Source organism: Acidovorax sp. 56 (genome assembly GCF_002749705.1).
Classification (GTDB): domain Bacteria; phylum Pseudomonadota; class Gammaproteobacteria; order Burkholderiales; family Burkholderiaceae_C; genus Acidovorax.
Window position 1 is genome coordinate 746,226 of sequence record NZ_PEEV01000001.1, and the last position, 22,817, is coordinate 769,042.

The 22,817-nt window shown below is 64.0% G+C and carries 20 protein-coding genes; 13 read left to right on the plus strand and 7 right to left on the minus strand.

All coding sequences use genetic code 11. The annotated features are described in order from the left end of the window. Positions 1-322: 322 nt before the first annotated feature. From CLU88_RS03150 to CLU88_RS03180, 7 genes are all read left to right on the plus strand, one after another. Positions 323-964 carry a peroxiredoxin gene (locus tag CLU88_RS03150; RefSeq protein WP_099655353.1) on the plus strand — a complete coding sequence of 214 codons (642 nt, stop codon included), beginning with the start codon at positions 323-325 and terminating at the stop codon, positions 962-964. Positions 965-1,033: 69 nt separating this feature from the next. Continuing rightward, the gene (locus CLU88_RS03155) at positions 1,034-1,630 is read left to right on the plus strand and encodes an alpha/beta hydrolase (RefSeq protein WP_099655354.1); all 597 of its coding nucleotides are present in this window, start codon (positions 1,034-1,036) and stop codon (positions 1,628-1,630) included. A gap of 231 nt (positions 1,631-1,861) precedes the next feature. Next, positions 1,862-2,866, plus strand: coding sequence for a sulfate ABC transporter substrate-binding protein (locus tag CLU88_RS03160; RefSeq protein WP_099655355.1), 1,005 nt, complete (start codon positions 1,862-1,864; stop codon positions 2,864-2,866). A gap of 27 nt (positions 2,867-2,893) precedes the next feature. Continuing rightward, a complete protein-coding gene (gene cysT, locus CLU88_RS03165) occupies positions 2,894-3,763 on the plus strand; it encodes a sulfate ABC transporter permease subunit CysT (RefSeq protein WP_099655356.1) in 870 nt (289 codons plus the stop codon). Then, the gene (gene cysW, locus CLU88_RS03170) at positions 3,760-4,662 is read left to right on the plus strand and encodes a sulfate ABC transporter permease subunit CysW (RefSeq protein ID WP_099655357.1); all 903 of its coding nucleotides are present in this window, start codon (positions 3,760-3,762) and stop codon (positions 4,660-4,662) included. Before cysT ends, cysW begins: the two co-directional genes overlap by 4 nt. A 25-nt stretch (positions 4,663-4,687) precedes the next feature. After that, complete coding sequence (locus tag CLU88_RS03175; RefSeq protein ID WP_099655358.1) at positions 4,688-5,812, plus strand: sulfate/molybdate ABC transporter ATP-binding protein; 1,125 nt, start codon at positions 4,688-4,690, stop codon at positions 5,810-5,812. A 160-nt stretch (positions 5,813-5,972) separates the two neighbouring features. Beyond that, the gene (locus tag CLU88_RS03180; protein ID WP_099658610.1) at positions 5,973-6,509 is read left to right on the plus strand and encodes a disulfide bond formation protein B; all 537 of its coding nucleotides are present in this window, start codon (positions 5,973-5,975) and stop codon (positions 6,507-6,509) included. A gap of 301 nt (positions 6,510-6,810) precedes the next feature. Here the strand turns inward: CLU88_RS03180 and CLU88_RS03185 are convergent, their stop codons facing one another. The 3 genes from CLU88_RS03185 to CLU88_RS03195 are packed head-to-tail and all read right to left on the minus strand — an operon-like array spanning position 6,811 to position 9,766. Beyond that, entirely contained in the window at positions 6,811-8,043 is a 1,233-nt protein-coding gene (locus CLU88_RS03185) for a GGDEF domain-containing protein (RefSeq protein WP_099655359.1), read from the minus strand. A 14-nt stretch (positions 8,044-8,057) separates the two neighbouring features. Beyond that, positions 8,058-8,753 carry a glutathione S-transferase gene (locus tag CLU88_RS03190; RefSeq protein ID WP_099655360.1) on the minus strand — a complete coding sequence of 232 codons (696 nt, stop codon included), beginning with the start codon at positions 8,751-8,753 and terminating at the stop codon, positions 8,058-8,060. Continuing rightward, positions 8,750-9,766: a rhodanese-related sulfurtransferase gene (locus tag CLU88_RS03195; protein WP_099655361.1), complete on the minus strand. Its 1,017-nt coding sequence runs from the start codon at positions 9,764-9,766 to the stop codon at positions 8,750-8,752. Before CLU88_RS03195 ends, CLU88_RS03190 begins: the two co-directional genes overlap by 4 nt. Positions 9,767-9,878: 112 nt before the next feature. On the opposite strand from CLU88_RS03195, the gene CLU88_RS03200 reads away from it, so the two are divergent. Continuing rightward, on the plus strand, positions 9,879-11,483 hold the full coding sequence (locus tag CLU88_RS03200; protein ID WP_099658611.1) for an HD family phosphohydrolase: 1,605 nt from the start codon (positions 9,879-9,881) through the stop codon (positions 11,481-11,483). Between the two features lie 59 nt (positions 11,484-11,542). Here the strand turns inward: CLU88_RS03200 and CLU88_RS03205 are convergent, their stop codons facing one another. Further along, entirely contained in the window at positions 11,543-12,196 is a 654-nt protein-coding gene (locus tag CLU88_RS03205) for a TetR/AcrR family transcriptional regulator (protein WP_158235572.1), read from the minus strand. Positions 12,197-12,367: 171 nt separating this feature from the next. On the opposite strand from CLU88_RS03205, the gene CLU88_RS03210 reads away from it, so the two are divergent. The 4 genes from CLU88_RS03210 to CLU88_RS03225 are packed head-to-tail and all read left to right on the plus strand — an operon-like array spanning position 12,368 to position 18,832. Further along, positions 12,368-13,588: an efflux RND transporter periplasmic adaptor subunit gene (locus tag CLU88_RS03210; protein ID WP_099655363.1), complete on the plus strand. Its 1,221-nt coding sequence runs from the start codon at positions 12,368-12,370 to the stop codon at positions 13,586-13,588. A 21-nt stretch (positions 13,589-13,609) separates the two neighbouring features. Continuing rightward, a complete protein-coding gene (locus tag CLU88_RS03215) occupies positions 13,610-16,771 on the plus strand; it encodes an efflux RND transporter permease subunit (RefSeq protein WP_099655364.1) in 3,162 nt (1,053 codons plus the stop codon). Between the two features lies 1 nt (position 16,772). Beyond that, positions 16,773-18,197, plus strand: coding sequence for an AdeC/AdeK/OprM family multidrug efflux complex outer membrane factor (adeC, locus tag CLU88_RS03220; protein WP_099655365.1), 1,425 nt, complete (start codon positions 16,773-16,775; stop codon positions 18,195-18,197). Positions 18,198-18,208: 11 nt separating this feature from the next. Continuing rightward, positions 18,209-18,832 (plus strand): TetR family transcriptional regulator, encoded by a 624-nt coding sequence (locus CLU88_RS03225; RefSeq protein ID WP_099655366.1) that lies wholly within the window; start codon positions 18,209-18,211, stop codon positions 18,830-18,832. Positions 18,833-18,915: 83 nt separating this feature from the next. Here the strand turns inward: CLU88_RS03225 and CLU88_RS03230 are convergent, their stop codons facing one another. Continuing rightward, on the minus strand, positions 18,916-19,845 hold the full coding sequence (locus CLU88_RS03230) for a LysR family transcriptional regulator (RefSeq protein ID WP_099655367.1): 930 nt from the start codon (positions 19,843-19,845) through the stop codon (positions 18,916-18,918). 137 nt (positions 19,846-19,982) lie between these two features. On the opposite strand from CLU88_RS03230, the gene bla reads away from it, so the two are divergent. Further along, positions 19,983-20,888 carry a class A beta-lactamase gene (gene bla, locus CLU88_RS03235; RefSeq protein ID WP_099658612.1) on the plus strand — a complete coding sequence of 302 codons (906 nt, stop codon included), beginning with the start codon at positions 19,983-19,985 and terminating at the stop codon, positions 20,886-20,888. Between the two features lie 101 nt (positions 20,889-20,989). On the opposite strand, the gene CLU88_RS03240 is transcribed toward bla, so the two are convergent. After that, positions 20,990-22,039 (minus strand): GGDEF domain-containing protein, encoded by a 1,050-nt coding sequence (locus CLU88_RS03240; RefSeq protein ID WP_099655368.1) that lies wholly within the window; start codon positions 22,037-22,039, stop codon positions 20,990-20,992. A gap of 33 nt (positions 22,040-22,072) precedes the next feature. After that, on the minus strand, positions 22,073-22,810 hold the full coding sequence (trmB, locus tag CLU88_RS03245) for a tRNA (guanosine(46)-N7)-methyltransferase TrmB (protein WP_233205569.1): 738 nt from the start codon (positions 22,808-22,810) through the stop codon (positions 22,073-22,075). Positions 22,811-22,817 lie beyond the last annotated feature (7 nt).

Sequence of the window (22,817 nt, forward strand, 5' to 3'; positions counted from 1 at the left end):
AAGCACGCCTGAGGGCGTGCTTTTTTGTTTTCGCCTCCAGATGGGCCGTGGGTACGGGCAGAGGGGCGTGTCAGCGCGCAGAGGGGCTGGCTGCCATGGTGAATTCCCCACACAAGCAGACTTGATGAATATCAAGAAAATCAGCTTCTCCAATCATTTTGAAATGGTGAAATTGATATTCAAAGGCTCCACTTCTTTGCCCAGTCATCTCCTTGTGCACACAAATCAAAAGATCATTTGGTGATTAAGTAAAAGCTATATATTCGTTTGGGTTTTATAGACGCAGTCCCAAAATCAGGCTCCATTCACGAAGGAGCTTTGCATGACCACGCTGCGCCTGGGCGACACCGCCCCTGACTTCACACAGGAATCCACCGCTGGCCCGATCCGCTTCCACGAATGGGCGGGTGGTTCCTGGGTGGTGCTTTTCTCGCACCCTGCCGATTTCACGCCGGTGTGCACCACCGAATTGGGCAAAACAGCGGCATTGGCCAGCGAGTTTGCCAAGCGTGGCGTCAAGCCCATTGCGGTGAGTGTGGACCCCGTGGATTCGCACCAGAAGTGGGTGCACGACATTAACGATACGCAGAACACCACGGTGAACTTTCCCATCCTGGCCGATGCGGACCGCAAGGTAGCGGACCTGTACGACATGATCCACCCGAACGCTTCGACCACGGTGACGGTGCGCAGCGTGTTCATCATCGACCCGAAGAAGGTGATTCGCACCACCTTCACCTACCCGGCCAGCACGGGGCGCAATTTTGACGAAATCCTGCGTGTGATTGACTCGTTGCAGCTCACCGACAGCCACAAGGTGGCCACCCCCGCCAATTGGAAAGATGGCGACGACGTGATCATCGTGCCCAGCCTGCAAGACCCGGCCGAGATCGCGCAGCGCTTTCCCAAGGGTTTCAAAGCCGTGCGCCCCTACCTGCGCATCACCCCTCAGCCCAACAAGTAAATAAAGGGCTCCGTCGCCTCTGTGGCCCGCCTTTCAAGGCGGCTGCAAGTGGCCGGGGTAGTTCACGCTGTGACCTCCACACCCATCATCATCGTGCCCGGTTGGCGCGACTCCGGCCCCGGGCACTGGCAAACCCTGTGGGCAGACCGCCTGCCTGAGGCGCGCCGTGTAGTGCAAGACGACTGGATCACGCCCACCCGTGCCGCCTGGGTCGCGCAGCTGGAGAAAACCGTGCTGGCGCAGGAGCAGCCGGTGGTGATCGTGGCGCACAGCCTGGGCTGCATTGCCACTACCCACATGGGGCCCGAGGCTGCGGCGCGGGTGCGCGGTGCGCTGCTGGTGGCCCCGGCAGACCCCGAACGCCGTGCCATCCTCAGTGACTTTGCCCCTGTGCCTTACGCAGCGTTGCCGTACCGCAGCATTCTGGTGGCCAGCAGCAATGACCCGTACTGCCCGATTCGCCTGGCCGGTGCCTACGCCCGAGCATGGGGCAGCGAGTTTGTGCGCATGCAGAACGCAGGCCATATCAACGTGGAATCCGGGCACGGCGAATGGCCTTTGGGCCGGGCGCTGCTGCAATCGCTGACGGACCAGGGTGGCGGGGGTACTGAGTGGTCTGCATCGCCTGCCCAAGTACCCGAGTCTGCGGCTGCCAATTTGCTATGAAATGAATAGCTGCTAGCGCTTTATCTGATTGCGCTAGGGGCATATTTTGTCTAAACCCTGGGAGGCGACAGTGGCGCAGTGTGCTCCACAGGCCCCGGGCGCGTCACGGTGCACCGGCTGTACGCTTTTCTATATTCCACAGTTTGATTAATTTAAAAGAATATATTCTTTTGAGTTTTAAGAGGCTGTTGTACACAATGTGACACCTTCAGCTTTTTTGAGCGACGCGACATGACTTCTTTGAAACTCAAGACCCTTTTGGCTGCTTTGGCCCTGACTGTCAGTGGCGTGGCTGGCGCCCAGAACGCGCTGCTCAATGTGTCTTACGACGTAGCCCGTGAGTTCTACAAGGACTACAACGCCGCCTTCATCGCCCACTACAAGAAGACCACGGGGCAAGACGTGAAGGTGGACCAGTCGCACGCAGGCTCCAGCGCCCAGGCGCGTGCCGTGAACGACGGCTTGGCGGCTGACGTGGTCACCATGAACACCACCACCGACGTGCAGTTTCTGGCCGACAGCGGCGTGGTGGCGAAAGACTGGACCAAGAAGTTCCCGCACGACGCATCGCCCACCACCTCGACCATGCTGTTCTTGGTGCGCAACGGCAACCCCAAGAACATCAAGGACTGGGAAGACCTCATCAAGCCCGGCGTGCAGGTGATCGTGGTGAACCCCAAGACGGGCGGCAACGGCCGCTACGCCTACTTGGCCGCGTGGGGCGCCGTGCGTGAAAAGGGCGGCACCGAGGCGCAGGCCGCCGAATTTGTGGGCAAGCTCTACAAGAACGTGCCCGTGCTGGCCAAGGGCGGGCGCGATGCCACGGCCACCTTCCTGCAGCGCAACCAGGGCGATGTGTTGATCACGTTCGAGTCCGAAGTCGTGTCGATCGACCGTGAGTTTGGCGCGGGCAAGGTCGATGCGGTGTACCCGTCGGTGAGCGTGGTGGCCGAGAACCCCGTGGCAGTGGTCGAGCGCACTGTGGCCAAGAAGGGCACCGGCGCATTGGCCAAGGCTTACCTGGACTACCTGTACTCTGAAGAGGCCCAGGAAATTGCCGCCAAGCACGCCATCCGCCCCCGCTCGGAGGCCGTGCTCAAGAAATACGCCGACACCTTCAAGCCCCTCAAGCAATTCACCGTGGCCAAGTACTTTGGCTCGCTGACCGAAGCGCAAAAAGTGCACTTCAACGACGGCGGTCAGTTCGACAAGCTCTACACCCCGGGTGCCAAGTAAGGCCCGCGCACCTCACTACCTCTTCATATGACCACTGCGAATGCTGTGGCCGCAGCCCCGGCCGGTCGGCGTGCGCCCAAACGCGTGCTGCCCGGCTTCGGGCTGTCTCTGGGCTACACCCTGTTTTATCTGAGCATCATCGTGCTGATCCCGCTGTCGGCACTGATCTTCAAAACCTTCACGCTCACCTGGGAGCAGTTCTGGGCCGCCATCAGTGCGCCGCGTGTGATGGCGTCGTACCGGCTGACCTTCGGCGCCTCGTTCCTGGCGGCGCTGGTCAATTTGGTGTTTGGCCTGCTGATCGCCTGGGTGCTGGTGCGCTACAAGTTTCCGGGCAAGAAAATCGTGGACGCGCTGGTGGACTTGCCTTTTGCGCTGCCCACCGCTGTGGCGGGTATCTCGCTCACGGCTTTGCTGGCGGGCAATGGCTGGGTGGGCAGCATTCTGGAGCCCATGGGCATCCAGCTGGCGTTCAAGCCTGCGGGCATCGTGATTGCGCTCATCTTCATCGGCCTGCCGTTTGTGGTACGCACCGTGCAGCCCGTGCTGGAAGACGCCGAGAAGGAGCTGGAAGAAGCCGCCACCTGCCTGGGCGCCACGCGCCTGCAGACCTTCACCAAGGTCATCCTGCCCTCCATCACCCCTGCGCTGCTCACCGGCTTTGCCATGGCGTTTGCGCGGGCGGTGGGCGAGTACGGCTCGGTCATCTTCATCGCAGGCAACATGCCCATGGTTTCTGAAATCACGCCGCTCATCATCATCGGCAAGCTGGAGCAGTACGACTACGCAGGCGCGACCGCCGTAGCCGTCGTCATGCTGGTGATCTCATTCATCTTGCTTTTGGTCATCAACGCATTGCAGGCCTGGCAACGCCGGCACACGGGGGCACCAGCATGAGCGGCAGCAACTCCCGAACCATTCGCCGCGCGCAAGCGGGCACGACCGAGGCGCCCTGGGTGCGCTACACACTCATCGCCCTCGCTCTGGCCTTCATGCTGCTCTTTTTGGTGCTGCCGCTGGCTGCGGTGTTTGCTGAGGCGCTGCGCAAAGGCTTTGGCGCGTATCTGGAAGGTCTGCGTGAGCCCGATGCGTGGTCGGCCATCAAGCTCACGCTGATCACCGCGCTGATTGCCGTGCCGCTGAACCTGGTGTTTGGCGTGGCGGCGGCCTGGTGCATTGCCAAGTACGAGTTCAAGGGCAAGGCGTTCTTGACCACACTGGTGGACCTGCCGTTCTCGGTGTCGCCCGTGGTGGCGGGCTTGATTTATGTGCTGATGTTTGGCGCGCAGGGCTGGTTTGGCCCGTGGCTGCAGGCGCATGACATCAAGATCATCTTTGCCGTGCCCGGCATTGTGCTGGCCACTGTGTTCGTCACCTTTCCGTTCATCGCCCGCGAACTCATTCCGCTGATGCAGGCACAGGGCAACGACGAGGAGCAAGCCGCCATTGTGCTGGGGGCCACGGGCTGGCAGACCTTTTGGTATGTGACGCTGCCCAACATCAAGTGGGGGCTGTTGTACGGCGTGATCTTGTGTAACGCACGGGCCATGGGCGAGTTTGGTGCCGTGTCGGTGGTGTCCGGCCACATCCGTGGGCAGACCAACACCATTCCGCTGCACGTTGAGATTCTCTACAACGAATACCAGTCGGTGGCGGCGTTTGCCGCAGCCTCGCTGCTGGCCTTGCTGGCCCTGGTCACCCTCGTTATCAAGACCGTTGCCGAACACCGCAACGAACAGGCAATGAAGGCGGCGACCGACCTGCCGCCCGAGCGTCCTGCCGACGCCGCCCGTTGAATCGCCTGCTGAAGGAAGAAACACCATGAGCATTGAAATCCGCAACGTCAGCAAGCAGTTTGGCGACTTCCATGCCCTGCGCGATGTGAGCCTGGACATTGCCTCCGGCGAACTCATCGCATTGCTGGGCCCCTCGGGCTGTGGCAAGACCACGCTGCTGCGCATCATCGCGGGGCTGGAGACAGCTGACGTCGGCACCATCCATTTCAGCGGCGAAGACACCACCGACGTGCATGTGCGCGAGCGCAACGTGGGCTTTGTGTTCCAGCACTACGCACTGTTCCGCCACATGACCGTGTTTGAGAACGTGGCCTTTGGCCTGCGCGTGAAGCCCCGTGGCGAGCGCCCGAGCGAAGCGCAGATCAGGCAGAAGGTGATGGACCTGCTCAAGCTCGTGCAGCTCGACTGGCTGGCCGACCGCTACCCCTCGCAGCTGTCCGGCGGCCAGCGCCAGCGCATTGCCCTGGCCCGCGCCCTGGCGGTAGAGCCCAAGGTGCTGCTGCTCGATGAGCCCTTCGGCGCCCTGGATGCCAAGGTGCGCAAGGAACTGCGCCGCTGGCTGCGCCGACTGCACGACGAACTGCACGTGACCAGCATCTTCGTGACCCACGACCAGGAAGAAGCCCTGGAAGTGGCCGACCGCGTGGTGGTCATCAACCAGGGCCGCATCGAGCAAAGCGGCTCGCCCCAGCAGGTGTGGGACCAGCCCGCCAGCCCGTTTGTCTATGGCTTCCTGGGCGATGTGAACCTGTTCCACGGCCGCGCCCACGAAGGGCTGGTGCACCTGGACGGCATGCAGATCGACTCGCCCGAGCACAGCCAGGCACAAAACGCCAAGGCGTTTGCCTACGTGCGCCCGCACGACCTGGATGTGGAGCGCTACTCACCGGGCGCCGGGCTGGACGCCGAAGGCCGCCCCCGTGGCATCGTGGCCCAGCTGAGCCGCGCCATTGTGGTGGGCCCCATCGCACGGTTGGAACTTATTCCCTCCCAAGACCACAAACCAGCGGACAATGCGTCCCCAGACTCCCTGATCGAAGCGCAGATCCCTGCGCAGCAGTTCAAGGAGCAGGGCTTTAAAGAGGGCGAAACGCTGGTGGTGACACCGCGCCGCGCCCGCGTATTTTTGGATCACGCTGCGGGGATCTGAGCCGGTTTTCTTAGGAAAGCTGCTCGCGATGCAGTGGCTTTCAGCGGATGGGGATTCGACCGCATAACTAGGCGAGGCGCCGCAGGCAGTGCTTTGGCACGGCAAGGCGCCCCAACGACGTTAGGCGATTGAAGGACCATACGCCACAAGGATAAGAATGATGGTGTTGAACTGGATCGATCAGGCCCCGCGCCGCGTGCTGGCACTGATCAGCGTGGCCTGCGTGGCAATGCTGGCCTTTGGCATGTACTTACAGCACGTGGTGGGCCTGGAGCCTTGCCCCATGTGCATCGTGCAGCGGTATGCTCTTATTTTGGTAGCTGTCTTCGCCGCATTGGCAAGCGCCAGGGGCGCAAAAGGCTGGTGGATGGGCTGGACTGTTCTGGCCGTGGTGGCCTCGGGTTTCGGCGCCTTCGTTGCCGCCCGCCAAAGCTGGCTGCAGTGGTACCCGCCCGAAGTCGCCACCTGCGGCCGTGACTTCTACGGCATGATCGAAAACTACCCCATCGGCCGCGCCATTCCCATGATTTTCCGTGGCTCGGGCGACTGCACCGCCATTGACTGGACCTTCCTGGGTGGCTCCATCGCCAACTGGTCGTTTATCTGCTTTGTCGGCTTTGGGCTGGTGCTGCTGGCTTTGCTGGTGCGCGGCTTCAAGGGGGACCGCCGCAGTGCTGCAGGGTACTCGGCGGCTTGAAAAGTCTGGCGGGTACCGACTTGGCAAAAGGCGCTCTGTAGAGCGCCTTTTGTTTTTGTCCGCACGCTCAACGGCATCCTTCCGCGTGCTGATGGGTGAGCCTGGGCTGGCATTGCAGCGGTGGACAGCAGGCGGGTCGAGAAGGGAGGCTGGTTTGTCAGCGGCGCCAATGCCTGGCTGGTTGAGCTGCTTCGCAGGCCTGGTGCCAACGACCAGCTTTGCAATGCCGCGGGCACGCTGCCTGTAGTTGCGGGCTGTCAAGGGCACACGGTGCCACCAATGTGCACGGGGGCAGTCTGGGCTATTCCGCTGCTTTTGCCGCTTCCATCTGGCCCGCAGTGAATGGGCTTGCGCCCGGAGTCAGAAAGGGGGCGGAAGTGCCAGCCGACTCAACCCGATTGCGTCCTGCGGCCTTGCCCCGGTAAAGCGCTGCATCGGCGGACCGCATGGCGCCCTCCAGTTCCGGGAGGCTGGAGAAATCGCCTGAAACCCCGATCGTGACCGTGCAGCGCAGCGGTTGGTCAGAGCCGCTGATTTCGATGGTTTGATTTTCAACCGCCTTGCGCACACGCTCTGCCAGTTGCAGGACACCCGCACCGTCACTGCCTGTGCAGATGGCGACAAACTCTTCGCCGCCGATACGGCCTGTCAGATCGCCACGGCGCACTGTGGTGCGCAGCACTTCTGCTACGCGGCACAGTACGGCGTCTCCGATCTGGTGGCCATGGGTATCGTTGATGCGTTTGAAATGGTCGACATCCAACAGCATCAAGAAGGCCGGAGTCGCCTGGCGGAGATTGAAATACCGGTCCAGCGCTTCGGACAGACCTCTGCGGTTGAGCAGTTGCGTCATCGGATCACGCGCTGCCATGTGGCTCAAATCATCGGTCAGGCGCCGCAGCACCAGCCAAACGATGGAGGGCGGCACCACGGTGGCCAGGGACGACATGTAGATGTAGAACACCATCTGGAAATGGCTGTCCATTTGCAATGCGTCCAGGCCACCCTCCAGAACCTTCACGCATTTGATGGCGTTGAGTACACAGATGCCGCCGATCAGGATCGCAAAAAATGCCATCTCCCAATGCAAATGTTTGGCAAACGTGCGAACACCGTAGAGGGCCGTCAGCGCCATCACCAGGAACAGCAGCGCCGACATTCCTGACAGCAAGGCGTAGCGCGCCACAGGCCCCAAGCTCCACTGCACCAGCACCTGCAAGGTGGCGTACGCGATGGCAAATGCAATCAACGGCCGCAACAGGGGGGCGGGGTAGCCAAAAAACCGCATGACCCCGAGCCCGTAGGCAATGGGAGAGGCCAGTGTGAGGGTGTGGTTGACCACGCTCATCACGCTCCAGGCGGGGCCGCCCTCCACCAGCTGGAGCACATAGGCCAATCCCAGCAGGAGGTTGCCCAGGGCAAAAAAGTCCATGCCCATCTTCTTGCCGTGCAGGCGTTTGCTGATGAGCAAAAACATGACGGAGAAGCACAGCAGGTGTGCACACAGCATGCCAACGAGAACGTATGCAACCATCTCGGCGTGACTGGTCAGTGATGGAACCCGGCGCTGTCGCTGGGGGCGAAAGTTGCCACAGGATGGGGAAACAGCACCCCCTCCGTCCCATCTACCCACGCAGGCAGCTTGTGCATCACGCTCTCCAGCAGCTCGCTGGCCTGCCAATGCGCAAGCCATGCCTGCAAATGGAGCCAGGGCTGCGCTTGCCACCACGTTGCATCAATGCCCGCAAACTGGCGCACAAACGGTGCGATGGCCATGTCTGCCAAGGCCGCGCGATGGCCGAACAGGTGGGGGCGGGTGGCCAGGCGGGTGTCCAGCACGCTCAACCAAGCCACGGCGGTGGCACGCGCGGCACTCACGTCGGCGCCGGGGTAGCGGTTGGGGTATTTGCAGCGGTCCAGCGCCTGTTTGAAGGGGCCGTCACATTCGGCGATCAGTGCCTGCATGTCGGCCAGCGAGCCTTCGATGGGGGACAGCCAACCGTCGGGGTCGTGTTGCGCCAGGGCCCAGAGCATGATGTCCAGGCTTTGCTCCAGCACTTGGCCATCTGGCAGCACGAGCACGGGCACGGTGCCTTTGGGTGAGGCTTGCAGCAGGGCCTGGGGCTTGTTCTTGAGGACCACTTCGCGCAGTTCGCACGCCTGGCAGCTCACCGCCAGGGCCAGTCGGGCGCGCATGGCGTAGGGGCAGCGGCGAAAGGAGTAGAGAACGGGCAGGGCGGTCATGCAGCGTCTTCCCTGCCGCCTGCGTCGTCTTTGCCTTCTTTGACTTCTTGCGTGCTCGGCCGTGCAGAGCTGCCGGGCTGGCGTGCGCCGATGTGTTCCTGGCCGCGCTGGGCCGCCAGCTGCATTTGCCTCTCGCGCTCGGCCAGGGCGCGTTCTTGCTCGGGCGTGCGGGTGCCGTGGCAATAGGGGCAGCTCACGCCTGGCACGTAGTGCGGGTGTGCCAATTCGGCTTCGCCCAGCGGCATGCGGCATGAGCGGCACAGCTGGTGCGGGCCACGCACCAGGCCGTGGCCTACGGAGACCCGCTCGTCAAACACAAAGCAGTCGCCCTGCCAGCGGGTGGCCTCCTCAGGCACGGTCTCCAGGTATTTGAGGATGCCGCCTTCGAGGTGATAGACCTCATCAAAGCCTTGCGACTTGAGGAAGGCAGTGGATTTTTCGCAGCGGATGCCGCCAGTGCAAAACATGGCCACCTTGGGGTTGCCTGCCAGCACGCCGCCGGGCTGCGATTGTTGCGCCACCCAGTCCGGAAACTCGGAAAAGCTCTTGGTGTGCGGGTTGATGGCGCGCTCGAAGGTGCCTATGCCCACTTCGTAGTCGTTGCGCGTGTCAATGACCACCACGGCCGGGTCGTCGATGAGGGCGTTCCAGTCGCTGGGCTTGACGTAGGTGCCCGCGTTGCGCGCGGGGTTCAGGCCAGGCACGCCCAGGGTGACGATCTCTTTTTTAAGCCGCACACGCATGCGGTAGAACGGCAGGGTGCTGGCGGGCGCCTCTTTGTGCTGCAGGGCGGCGAAGCGGCTGTCGCTGCGCAGCCAGGCCAGCACGGCGTGCACACCTGCCGGGGTGCCTGCGATGGTGCCGTTGATGCCTTCGTGCGCCAGCAGCAGCATGCCGCGCACGCCGTGGGCCTCGCACAGGCTTTGCAGGGGCCCTTGCAGTGCGGCAAAGTCGGGCAAGTCGACGAACTGGTAGAGGGCGGCGGTGATGAAGCGGGGAGTGACCGGGTCCACGAGATGGGCGGGTAGAACGCGAGTAGGTGGCGAAGATGGATGAACCGGAGGATGATAGCCGTCACCTTTCGTTACGATGTCGGGTTACCAACGCTGCCGCCAGGTGAATCGCATGAGCAAGGAATCCACTATCCATCTTTTTCGCCGGCTGGAGCAGCTCAATGGCATTGGGGCGGCATTGTCGCGCGAGCGGCACATTGAGCGGCTGCTCGAGAACATCCTGGAAGCCGCCAAGACCATTACCGGGGCGGATGGCGGCACGCTGTACAGCGTGACGGAAGACCAGTCGGCCCTGAAGTTCGAGATCTTGCGCACCGACTCGCTGGGCATACGCCTGGGGGGCACCACGGGCAAACCTATTGACCTGCCGTTGCTGCCCCTGCGCACCACCGATGGGGCCCCCAATGACTCGCTGGTGGCGGCGCACTCGGCCATCCACGACCGCACAGTGAACATTGCCGATGCCTACAGCGAGCAGGGCTTCGACTTTTCCGGCACACGCGCTTTTGATGCGCGCACGGGGTATCGCTCGCAGTCGTTCCTGACGGTGCCCATGAAGAACCACGACCGTGAGCTGATTGGCGTGCTGCAGCTCATCAACGCGCGCGACCCGGAGACGGGCGAGGTGATGGCGTTCTCGCAGGCCGACCAGAGCCTGGCCGAGTCGCTGGCCTCTCAGGCCGCCATTGCGCTCACCAACCGGCTGCTGGTGTCGCAGCTCGAGCGCCTGTTCGAGTCGTTTGTGAACCTCATCAACCTGGCCATCGATGAAAAGTCGCCCTACACCGGCGGCCACTGCCAGCGCGTGCCCGCGCTGACCATGATGCTGGCCGAAGCCGCCCACGCGGTGCAAGACGGGCCGCTGGCCCACTTTGCCATGACCGACCGCGACCGTTACGAGCTGAAGATGGCCGGGCTGCTGCACGACTGCGGCAAGATCACCACGCCTGTGCACGTGGTGGACAAAGCCACCAAGCTGCAGACGCTGTACGACCGCATTGGCACGGTGGACACGCGCTTTGAAGTGCTCAAGCGCGATGCCGAGCTGGCCGCACTGCGGCGCCAGTTGGCCCTGCGCCCAGTAGCCGATGCGGCGGCCGAAGCCCAGGCGCAGCAGACCTTGCAGCAAGAGTTGGCCGCGCTGGACGCCGACCGTGACTTTTTGCGCAAGGCCAATATTGGGGGGGAGGCCATGTCGGCGGCAGACCAGCGGCGCGTGCGCGACTTAGGTGCACAGCGCCAGTGGCGCAACCCGCAGGGGCTGCAGACCAGCTTCCTGACGGCCGAAGAGGTCGAGAACCTCACCATCCGCTCGGGCACGCTGACACAGGCCGAGCGCGACATCATCAACCACCACATCGTGGCCACCAACAAGATGCTGGAGACGCTGCCCTGGCCGCGCCACCTCAAGAACGTGCCCGAATACGCGGGCGGCCACCACGAGCGCATGGACGGGCGCGGCTACCCCAAGGGCCTGACACGCGACCAGATGTCAGTGCAGGCCCGCATGATGGGCATTGCCGATGTGTTTGAAGCCCTGACGGCCGCTGACCGGCCCTACAAGAGCGGCATGAGCCTGTCGCAGGCGCTGGGCATCATGGCCAAGATGCGCGATGGCGGGCACATCGACCCGGACCTGTTCGACGTGTTCGTGTCCGAGGGCGTGCACCTGCGCTACGCGCAGGAGTTTTTGGAGCCTGCGCAGCGCGACATGTGACGGGTTTTGCATGCCGATTGCTATTAAATATATAGCTGCTGGCGCTTGTAGGTAAAGCGCTAGGCCGTCTTTTTACTCTTGGCTTTGGGCTTGCTGCCTGCCGCCTGCGGCGCATAGGCGCGCAAGAAGGTTGCCACAGCGCGGTCGGCCAGGGCCTGTATCTCCTCGGGCGGCAGAGGTGGCAGGTCTTTGTAGTACCAGCGCAGCTGGATTTCGCACTGCACCAGCGCCCCAAACTGCTGCGCGGCCACCATGGGGGCCTCCGGGCGCAGGTGGCCGTGCTCCATGGCGCGGGCGAAGAACGCCGCAATTTCCCCCATGCCGCGTTTGGGGCCCGCCTCGTAAAACAGCTCGCCCATGTTGGAGTGTCCGGCCTCGGCCAGCACCATGCGGTGGGTGGCAATCAGCTCTGCGCTGCACATGAAGTGGGCCAGTTTTTCGGCAAACCGGCCCAGCACCTCGGCAATGCCTTGCTGCATGTCGTGCGCAGCAAGCTCTGCAAAAGACGCCTGGATGTGCTGTTCGCCCGCAGCCTGCGTCACGGCCTGGAACAACGCCTCCTTGGACGGGTAGTAGCCGTAGATGGTGGACTTGGAGCCGCCGATGCGGCGAACGATCTCGGCCATGGATGCGCGCTCAAACCCGAACTCCAGAAAGACCTGCGAGGCGATTTCCAGAATCGCCTCGCGGCGTGCTTCCGTGCGAACTTTCATGCCGTACTCCTGTGAATAACGCTTAACCGTACCGATGAGTCCATTTTTGCTTGACAGACTGAATGTGTCAACTTGATAATCGGCAATACCGTACCGTTCGGTACAGTTAAATCGTGTTTTCAATTTGTCAGGTCGGGCGTGCCAAAGCGCCTGGGCCGAGGAGCCTTGTTCATGCGCTTGCATCCTGCTATTCAACGACCCGTGGCCGTATTAGCCGCCGTTTCCGCCCTGGCACTGGCCGCCTGCGGCGAAGCGCCCCAGCCCCCGGCCACTGGCGAGGGGGGCGTGCCCCAGGTCCGGGTCATCACCGTGCAAGCCCAGCGCCTGCCGCTGACCACAGAGCTGCCTGGCCGTGTGGCGCCGGCGCTGATTGCCGAGGTGCGCCCCCAGATCACCGGGCTGGTGCTGCAGCGCCGCTTCAAGGAAGGCAGCGATGTGAAGGCGGGCGATGTGCTCTACCAGATCGACCCCGCCACCTACCGTGCCAATGTCGATAGCGCCCAGGCCACCCTGGCCAAGGCCGAGGCCAACCTGGTCACGGTGCGCCTGAAGGCCGGGCGCTTCAAGGAGCTGTCGGCCATCAAGGCCGTGAGCCAACAGGATGCCGACGACGCTGCCGCGTCGCTGCTGCAGGCCGAGGCCGAGGTCAGCGCCGCCCGCGCCACGCTGCAAACCCAGCGCATCAACCTGGACTACACCCGCATCACCTCGCCCATCAGCGGGCGCATCGGGCGCTCCAGCGTCACGCCCGGCGCGCTGGTCACGGCCAACCAGGCCGGTGCCATGGCCACGGTGCAGCAGCTGGACCCGATCTACGTGGACGTGACGCAGTCCACCAGCACGCTGCTGGCGCTCAAGCGCTCGATGGATGCGGGCACGCTCAAGAGTGGCACCGCCAAAGTGCGCCTGGTGCTGGAGGACGGCAGCGTGTACGCGCAGCCCGGCAAGCTGCAGTTCTCGGACGTGACGGTGGACCAAAGCACGGGCGCTGTCACGCTGCGCGCCGAGTTCCCCAACCCCCGTGCCGACTTGCTGCCGGGCATGTATGCCCGCGCCGTTTTGGAAGAGGGCGTGCTGGAGCAAGCCCTGCTGGTGCCCCAGCCCGCTGTGGGCCGCGACACCACCGGCAAGCCCTATGTTTTTGTGGTGGATGGAGAAGGCAAGTTGCAGCAGCGCAGCCTGACTGCCGACCGCGCCGTGGGTGACCAGTGGCTGGTGACGGATGGCCTGAAGGCGGGCGACACCGTGGTGGTGGAAGGCCAGCAAAAAGCGCGTGCTGGCCAGCCGGTGCAAACCCAGCCCTACACCCCCGCCGCCTTCAAAAAGACGGAAGCCGTGCAGAAGATGGCCGCCGCGAGTAGCGCCGAAGCTGCCCCCTCCAGCGCCCGTTGAACACCCCGCAAAGAGAATCCCATGGCCCGTTTTTTCATCGACCGCCCCATCTTCGCGTGGGTGCTTGCCATCATCACGATGCTGGCAGGGGTGATGGCAGTGCTGACACTGCCCATCGCCCAATACCCCACCATTGCGCCGCCCGCCATCGCCATCTCGGCCACCTATCCAGGCGCTTCGTCCAAAACGCTGGAAGACACCGTCACCCAGGTCATCGAGCAGAAGATGAAGGGGCTGGACAAGCTCTCTTACATCGCTTCGACCAGTGAGTCCTCGGGTAGCGTGACCATCACGCTGACGTTTGAGAACGGCACCGACCCCGACACTGCCCAGGTGCAGGTGCAAAACAAGCTGGCCCTGGCCACGCCGCTGCTGCCGCAAGAGGTGCAGCAGCAGGGCGTGCGCGTGACCAAGTCGGCCAACAACTTCCTGAACGTGCTGGCCTTTGTGTCGGAAGACGGCAAGCTCAACGGCTCGGACTTGTCCGACTACGTAGCTGCCAACGTGCAAGACCCGATCAGCCGCGTAGAAGGCGTGGGCGACACGACGCTGTTTGGCTCGCAATACGCGATGCGCGTCTGGCTGGACCCGAGCAAGCTCAACAGCTTCAACCTGACGCCGCTGGACGTGAAGAACGCCATCCAGGCGCAGAACGCGCAGGTGTCTGCCGGGCAGCTCGGCGGCCTGCCATCCACGGCCAACCAGCAGCTCAATGCCACCATCACGGCGCAAACGCGCATGAAGACGGCCGATGAGTTTGCAGGCATCTTGCTGCGCACCCAGGCCAACGGCGCCGCTGTGCGCCTGAGCGATGTGGCGCGCATTGAGCTGGGCGGCGAAAGCTACGCCACGGTGGCCCGTTTCAACGGCATGCCCGCTGCGGGCCTGGCCATCAAGCTGGCCACCGGTGCCAATGCGCTCAACACCGTCAAGGCGGTGGACGCCAAGCTGGCTGAGCTGGGCAAGTTCTTCCCGCAGGGCATGAAGGTCATCAAGCCTTACGACACCACGCCGTTTGTGCGCATCTCCATCCAGGATGTGGTCAAAACCCTGGTCGAGGCCGTGGTGCTGGTGTTTGTGGTGATGTACCTGTTCTTGCAGAACTTCCGCGCCACGCTCATCCCCACCATTGCGGTGCCGGTGGTGCTGCTGGGCACCTTTGGCGTGCTGGCTGCGTTTGGGTATTCGCTCAACACACTGACCATGCTGGCCATGGTGCTGGCCATTGGCCTGCTGGTGGACGATGCCATTGTGGTGGTCGAAAACGTAGAGCGGGTAATGAGCGAAGAGGGCTTGTCGCCCCTGGAAGCCACGCGCAAATCCATGGGCCAGATCACCGGCGCGCTGGTGGGGGTGGCCCTGGTGCTGGCCGCCGTGTTTGTGCCCATGGCCTTCTTTGGTGGCTCCACGGGCGTCATCTACCGCCAGTTCACCGTCACCATCGTGTCGGCGATGACGCTGTCGGTGCTGGTGGCCATGATCCTCACGCCCGCCTTGTGCGCCACGTTGCTCAAGCCCATTCCCAAGGGGCACGGGTTGGCCACAAAAGGGTTTTTTGGCGCCTTCAACCGTGCTTTTGACCGCAGCAACCGTGGCTACCAAAGCCTGGTGCAGCGCATGCTTAAGCGCGGTGGCCGCTGGATGGTGGGCTACGCCATTTTGGTGGTGGCCGTAGGCTTTGTGTTCACCAAAATCCCCGCAGGCTTCTTGCCTGAGGAAGACCAGGGCACGCTGTTTGCCATCGTGCAACTGCCGCCGGGCACCACGCAAAGCAACACCGAAAAGGTGCTGGACCAGGTACAGCACCACTTTCTGGAAGAGCAAAAAGACGCGGTGGACTCGATCTTCACCGTGGCGGGCTTCAGCTTTGCGGGCAGTGGGCAGAACACGGGCTTTGCCTTCGTCAAGCTCAAGCCCTGGGGCGAACGCACGGCGCCGGGCCTCAAGGCCCAGGCCGTGGCCAACAAGGCGATGGGTGCACTCTCGCAAATCCGCAATGCCTCGGTGTTCGCGTTTGCGCCGCCTGCGGTGTCTGAGCTGGGCAACGCCAGCGGGTTCGACCTGATGCTGCAAGACCGCGCCAACCTGGGCCACGACGCCCTGATGGCCGCACGCAACCAGCTGCTGGGCGCGCTGATGCAAGAGAAGGGCCTGGTGGCCGTGCGCCCCAATGGCATGGAAGACGCGCCCGAGTTCCGCCTGGACATTGACGAGCACAAGGCAGGCGCGCTGGGCCTGTCGATGGCCGACATCAACAACACGTTCTCGGTGGCGTGGGGCAGCAGCTATGTCAACGACTTTCTGGACAAGGGCCGGGTGAAGAAGGTCTTCTTGCAGGCCGATGCGCCGCACCGCATGGCGCCCGAGGACATTGGCAAATGGTTTGTGCGCAACAGCAGCGGCACCATGGTTCCGTTCAGCGCGTTCTCCACCTCGGGGTGGATCACCGGCTCGCCCCGCCTGGAGCGCTACAACGGCGTGCCCTCGGTGGAAATCCTGGGCATGGCCCTGCCAGGCGCCATGTCCAGCGGCCAGGCGTTGGATTTGGTGGAGCGCCATGCGGCCGAGTTGCCCGCGGGCATTGGCTTTGAGTGGACGGGTGTGTCGCGCCAGGAGCGCGAGGCGGGCGGCCAGGCCATGCTGCTGTATGCCGTGTCCATCCTGGTGGTGTTCTTGTGCCTGGCGGCGCTGTACGAGAGCTGGTCGATTCCGTTCTCGGTGCTGCTGGTGGTGCCGCTGGGCGTTCTGGGCACGCTGGCGGGCGCGGTGCTGACGTGGAAGATGAACGATGTGTACTTCCAGGTCGGGCTGCTGACCACGGTGGGGCTGGCGTCCAAAAACGCCATCTTGATCGTGGAATTTGCCAAGGAGTTGTATGCGCAGGGCCACTCGCTGGTCGAGTCGGCCATCACGGCGGCACGCATGCGGCTGCGGCCTATCCTGATGACGTCGCTGGCGTTCATCCTGGGTGTGCTGCCGCTGATGCTGAGCAAGGGCGCGGGCGCCGGTGCGCAAAACGCGCTGGGCACGGCCGTGGTGGGTGGCATGGTCACCGGCACGGTGCTGGCCATCTTCTTCGTGCCGCTGTTCTTCGTGATCGTGCAAAAGCTGTTTGGGCGCCAAAAGCCCGCCTCTGGTGCGAATGTGCACGCTGCCACCCCTGTTTTGTCGGAAGGCCACTGAAATGCCCCGTTCCCTGACCTTGTCCCTGCTGGCCGCCGCCCTGGTGCTGACCGGCTGTGCCAACCTGGCCCCCACCTATGAGCAGCCCGCTGCGCCCGTGCCTGCGGCCTACCCGGATGCGGCCGACGACGGCACCCCACAAAGCGGTGCCACCGCCGACGTCGACTGGCGCACGTTCTTTGCCGATGCCAAGTTGCGCAGCCTGATTGAGCTGGCCCTGGCGAACAACCGCGACCTGCGTGTGGCCGTGCTCAACATCGAACAGGCCCGCGCCCAATACCGCGTGCAAGATGCGCAAACCCTGCCCGCGGTGAACGCCACGGGCAGCGGCACAGCAGCACGCACCCCGGCCAGCTTGTCGGGAGCAGGCACGGCCATCACCAGCCACCAGTACAGCGCCAACCTGGGCGTGAGTGCGTATGAGCTGGACCTGTTTGGCCGCGTGCGCAACCTCAGCAACCAGGCGCTGGAGCAGTTTCTGGCCACCGAGCAGGCCCGCCGCACCACGCACATCAGCCTGGTGGCCGAGGTGACCACCGCCTACCTCACCTGGGCTGCCGACCTGGAGCGCCTGGCTTTGGCGCAAGAGACCCTGCGCAGCCAAAGCGAGTCGTACCGCCTCACCCAGACGCGGTTTGAGCTGGGCGCTGCCTCAGCCCTGACGCTGCGCCAGCTGCAAACCAGTGTGGAAAGCGCCCGCGTGGATGTGGCCCGCTACACCGGCCAGGTCGCGCAAGACCGCAACGCTCTGGCGCTGCTGCTGGGCACGCCCGTGCCCGAGGCGCTGGCGCCCCAGGTGCTGGCCGACACGCTGAACGCCTTGCCCACGCTGCCTGCGGGGGTGCCGTCCGATCTGCTGTTGCGCCGGCCCGATTTGTTGCAGTCCGAGCACCAGCTCAAGGCCGCCACCGCCAACATCGGGGCGGCGCGTGCTGCGTTCTACCCGCGTATCAGCCTCACCGCCACGGCGGGCAGCAGCAGTGCGGACTTGTCGAGCCTGTTCAAGGCGGGCTCGGGCAGCAGGAGCTTCATCCCCCAGATCAGCCTGCCCATTTTTGATGGCGGTGCCAACCAGGCCAACCTGGACAGCGCCAAAGCCGCGCAGGGCATTGCGCTCGCGCAGTACGAAAAAGCCATCCAGACCGCCTTCCGCGAAGTGGCCGATGCGCTGGCCCAGCGCAGCGCCGTGGGCGACCAGCTGCAGGCCCAAAATGCCCTGGTGCAGGCCAGTGGCGAGGTGCTGCAGATGTCGCAAGCCCGGTTTGACCGGGGCGTGGACAGCTACCTGGATGTGCTGGACGCCCAGCGCTCGTGGTACGGCGCGCGCCAGACCCTGATCGGCACCCGCCTGGCCCAGCTGACCAATGGCGTCACGCTGTACAAGGCGCTGGGGGGCGGTTGGTCGGGCAGTGCGTCCACCCTGTAGCGCACGCCCCCATGGCCCGCAGAACGCAGGAACAGGCGCAGGCCACCCGCCAGCGCATTCTGGAGTCTGCCGCGCAGCTTTTTGCGGAGCGTGGCTGGGCGCACAGCGCCATGCAAGAGGTGGCCCACCGCGCTGGCGTGACGCGTGGTGCGGTGTATTGGCACTTCAGGGACCAGAGCGACTTGCTGGAGGCGTTGCTGGACGAAACGCAGCTGCCCTGGCAGGTGGTGCGGCCCTTGCCCAGTGCCGTGCAGGCGGGCAGCCCTTTGGCGTTGCGGCAGGCGCTGGTGCGCCTGGGCACAGCGCCTTTGGCCTGGCTGGAGGCCTCCGTGCCAGCCCAGCGCTTGCTGTGCATCTTGGGGCCGTGGAGCGTGGGGCAGGGCCACCAGCGGTTGGTGGAGGTGCAGCAGGCCCACCGCCAGGCGGGCCTGCTGTGCTTTCAAAACGCATTGGCCCAGGCCGCCGCCCAAGGCGCGCTGCGCCCCGGCATTGAGCCTGCGGTGGCGGCCCTGGGCGTGTTCGCTTTGGTGGAGGGACTCATGCAGCAGTGGTTGCGCCAACCAGGGGCGTTTGGCCTGGCAACCGTGGGTGCCAGCGCACTGCAGACGCACTTGGCAGGGGTGTTTGTGGGCTGACGGGCCACAGCCTTTCAAAGATGTTTTGCTATCAAAAGCGTAGCTGCTTGCGCTTATTTGTCAAGCGCTAGAGGCCTATTTGGTTAATGGTCTTCAAAGGGCGCCTGCTTTGCTTCAGGCACCGCCGCATCGGGCGCGGGCAGGCCTGCGCTGGCCGAATGGGCTTGCGCCAGCAGCCATTGTGCAAACGCCTGCATGGCAGCCGTAGCGCTGCGCGACTGCAGGTGGGTGAGCCAGTAGGCGCCGCGCTGCAGCTCCAGCGCAAAGGGTTGCACCAGCCGGCCTTGCTGTAACTCGCGTGTGAAGAGGGCCACCGGCAGCAGGGCCACCCCGGCGCCTTGGGCGGCGGCTTCGGCCAGCGTCAGGGACGAATCAAACACCGCGCCCCGCAGCACCGGGCAGGGCAGGCCCGCCGCTGCAAACCAGGCGGTCCACTCGTCGGCGCGGTAGCTGCGCAGCAGGGGCAGCCGGGCCAGGTCGGCGGGTTGCTGCAGCCCCTGGGCCAGGGCGGGCGTACACATGGCCGACAACGGGGCTTGCAAAATGCGTTCGGCATGCGTGCCGTGCCAGGCACCGTCGCCAAAGCGAATGGCGTAGTCCAGCCCTTCGCCCGCCATATCGACCCGGTTGTTGTGGGTGAGCAGGCGCAAGTCCACAAACGGGCAGCTTTGCTGAAAATGCCGCAGCCGGGGCAGCAGCCAGCCCACGGCAAAGGTGCCCACCACGCCCACTGTCAGCACTTCGCGCGGGCGGGTGTCGCGGATCTGCTCCAGCGCGGCTTCCATGCGGGCAAAGGCGTCGCTCAAGGTGGGCAGCAGCGCCTGGCCCTCGTCGGTCAAGGCCAGGCCACGCGGCAGGCGCCGAAACAAGGGCTTGCCCAGGCGTTCTTCCAGGTTGCGGATGTGCTGGCTCACCGCTGTTTGCGTCACATGCAGCTCTTGCGCCGCACGGGTCAGGTTCAGGTGCCGGGCAGATGCCTCAAAGGCACGCAGGGCGTTCAGAGGCAAGTGCATGGCGTGGTGGCAACTGCTGGCGCAGGTGCAGGGTATGCATAAGTTTTTCTGGGGGCTGGGTGCAATTATTGCCGCTGGTGGGTGCGTTGCATCCCCCGTATCGTTCGCATCTTTCTCAAACGAGGTGAATGATGGCGATGCAAAGACGAGAGTTTTCCTGGGGGCTGGCAACGGCTGCACTGATGCCCCTGTGGGGTTGTGCTGCAGCGCGCACACCCGGTGCGGCCGTGGCGCAGCAGTGGCAGCAGGCCCTGACCCAGATCGAGCGCAACGCGCAAGGGCGGCTGGGCGCTGCCCTGCTGGACACGGGCAGCGGCCTGGCGCTGGGCTGGAGGCAGGACGAGCGCTTTGCCATGTGCAGCACCTTCAAGCTGCCCCTGGCGGGCTGGATGCTGGCGTTGGTTGACCAGGGCAAAGAGCGCTTGGATGCCCGGGTGCAGTACCCGGCCAGCGAGGTGGTGGACTATTCGCCGGTGAGTGGCCCCAAGGCCGGGGCCGGTGGCGGCCTGACGGTGGGCGAGCTGTGCTCTGCCACCGTGAGCCTGAGCGACAACACCGCCGCCAATCTGCTGCTGGCACGCCATGGTGGCCCCAGCGCGCTCACGGCCTACCTGCGCACCCTGGGCGACACGGTCACGCGGCTGGACCGCAACGAGCCCACGCTGAACGAAGCCGCTGTAGGCGATCCACGCGACACCACCACGCCACTGGCCATGCTGCAGACCATGCAAAAGCTGGTGCTGGGCGATGCCCTCACGCCCGCGTCTCGCGCCACGCTGCAGCGCTGGCTGGTAGAAACAAGCACGGGCGACAAGCGCCTGCGGGCAGGTGCACCGGGCTGGAGGGTGGGGGACAAAACGGGCACGGCGGGCAGCAGCGGCACTACCAACGACATCGGCGTGCTGTGGCCCCAGGGTGGTGGTGCGCCCGTGCTGCTGACCTGCTACCTCACGCAGTCCAAGGCCAAGCCCGAACAACGCGAGGCCGCCATTGCCGAGGTGGCGCGCAGCGCCTTGGCCGCATTGGCGGCGTCAGCCGTGTAAGGGCCCAAAGCACTGCCAAGCGCAGCGGGTGTTGTCCTGCCGGGCGGGTGCAGAGCGTGGAAAGTGAAAAGGACCAAGGCGAGCCCAAACGGGCCCGCCGATCAGAACAGCTCTACGTCGTCGTTGGCCACCTTGGTGGCCAGCTCGCCTGAGGCAATCAGGTCTTCATAGAACCGAACCTGGTTGCGGCCGTGTTCTTTGGCGTAGTACAGGGCTTGGTCGGCCTGGCCCAGGATTTCCACCGGGGAGCCGCGCGAAGTGCCCACAAAGCCCAGGCTCACCGTGACGTTCCCTACTTGCGGGAAGTGGTGCTCTTGCACCGTCTCGCGGAAGCGATTGAACACCTTGTGGGCTTTGCTCAGGGTGGTGTTGCGCAGCAGCACCACAAACTCTTCGCCGCCAAAGCGGAAGATGCGGTCATGCGAGCGGAAAGACGTGCGCAGGATGTTGGCAATCAGGATCAGCACTTCGTCGCCGTACAAGTGGCCAAACCGGTCATTCACCAGCTTGAAGTGGTCAATGTCCACCACTGCCAGCCAGTTCTGCACCGGCTCGCTTTGGGTGAGCACTTCTTCCCCAATCATGGACTCCGCGTTCTTGGGCCGGTTGCTGCTCAGGCCTGGCGAGGCGGTGCGCGCAAATTGCTCGTCAAACGTCTTGCGGTTGAACAGGCCTGTGAGCGCATCGCGCTCGGAGTAGTCGAGCAGGCTCTGGTAGTTCTGGTAGACCAGGAACACGCCTTTGAGCACATCGAGCTTGTGAGCCGAGAAGGGGCGCGACTGCGTGATTTCCAGGCAGGTGCTGACCTTTTCATGCATCCACACCGGCAGCCACAGGGTGTGGCGACCGGGGCGTGGGTTGGCCAGGGCACTGTCGCCTTGCTTGGTTACGCATTCAAACAGCTCGGGGTAGCGTTCCAGCGGCTCCTTGCGGGGGTCTGCTGCGGCTTCGGAGTCGGTGGATACCAGCTGCCCCTCTTGTACCCAGGTGCGTGGCCGGATGTGCGGCTCGCCCTGGTCGGTAAAGAGTTCCAGCGCCCGCACTTCCTTGATGCTGCTGAGCTTTTGCAGGGTGGAGAGCACCGACACTTCAAGCCGCAAGTGATCGCGGTGGCCGGTCATTTCAACCAGGTGTTGCAGTATGGGCTTCATAGTCAAGGAAGTACGTACAGCCGTGTCAGGGCATTAATTGCGGCGTGTGAACACGATATCCCACACCCCATGCCCCAGACGCAAGCCGCGGTTTTCGAACTTGGTGAGTGGACGGTACGCAGGTTGCGGGGCGTAGCCTTCGGCCGTGTTGACGAGCAAGGGCTCCTGGCCCAGCACTTCAAGCATTTGCTCTGCGTAGGGCTGCCAGTCGGTGGCGCAGTGCAGGTAGCCACCGGGCTTGAGGCGGGCGGCCAGCTTGGCCACCAAGGGCGACTGGATCAGTCGGCGCTTGTTGTGCTTGGTCTTGTGCCAGGGGTCTGGAAAAAAGACATGGACACCATCGAGCGTACCCAGGGGCAGCATGTGGTCAATGACTTCCACGGCGTCGTGCTGGAGGATGCGGATGTTGGTGATGTCGTGCTCGCCAATGCGCTTGAGCAGCGCACCCACGCCGGGTTCGTGCACTTCGCAGCACAGAAAGTTGTCATCGGGGCGCACGCGGGCAATGTGGGCGGTGGCCTCGCCCATGCCGAAACCGATTTCCAGGATCAAAGGTGCGGCGCGGCCAAAGGCGGCGGGGGCATCCAGCGGCGCGGCTTGGTAGTTCAGCAAAAAGCGGGGGCCCAGGTCTTCAAAGGCCTTGGCCTGGCCTGTGGTCGTACGGCCAGCGCGGCGCACGAAGCTCTTGATGGTTTTGGGATAGGCCACACCAGCGGGGGCAGCGCCCGCTGTGGACGTGGGCAAAGCGGTGGGCTCTGCGTCAAGGGAAATATTGTTC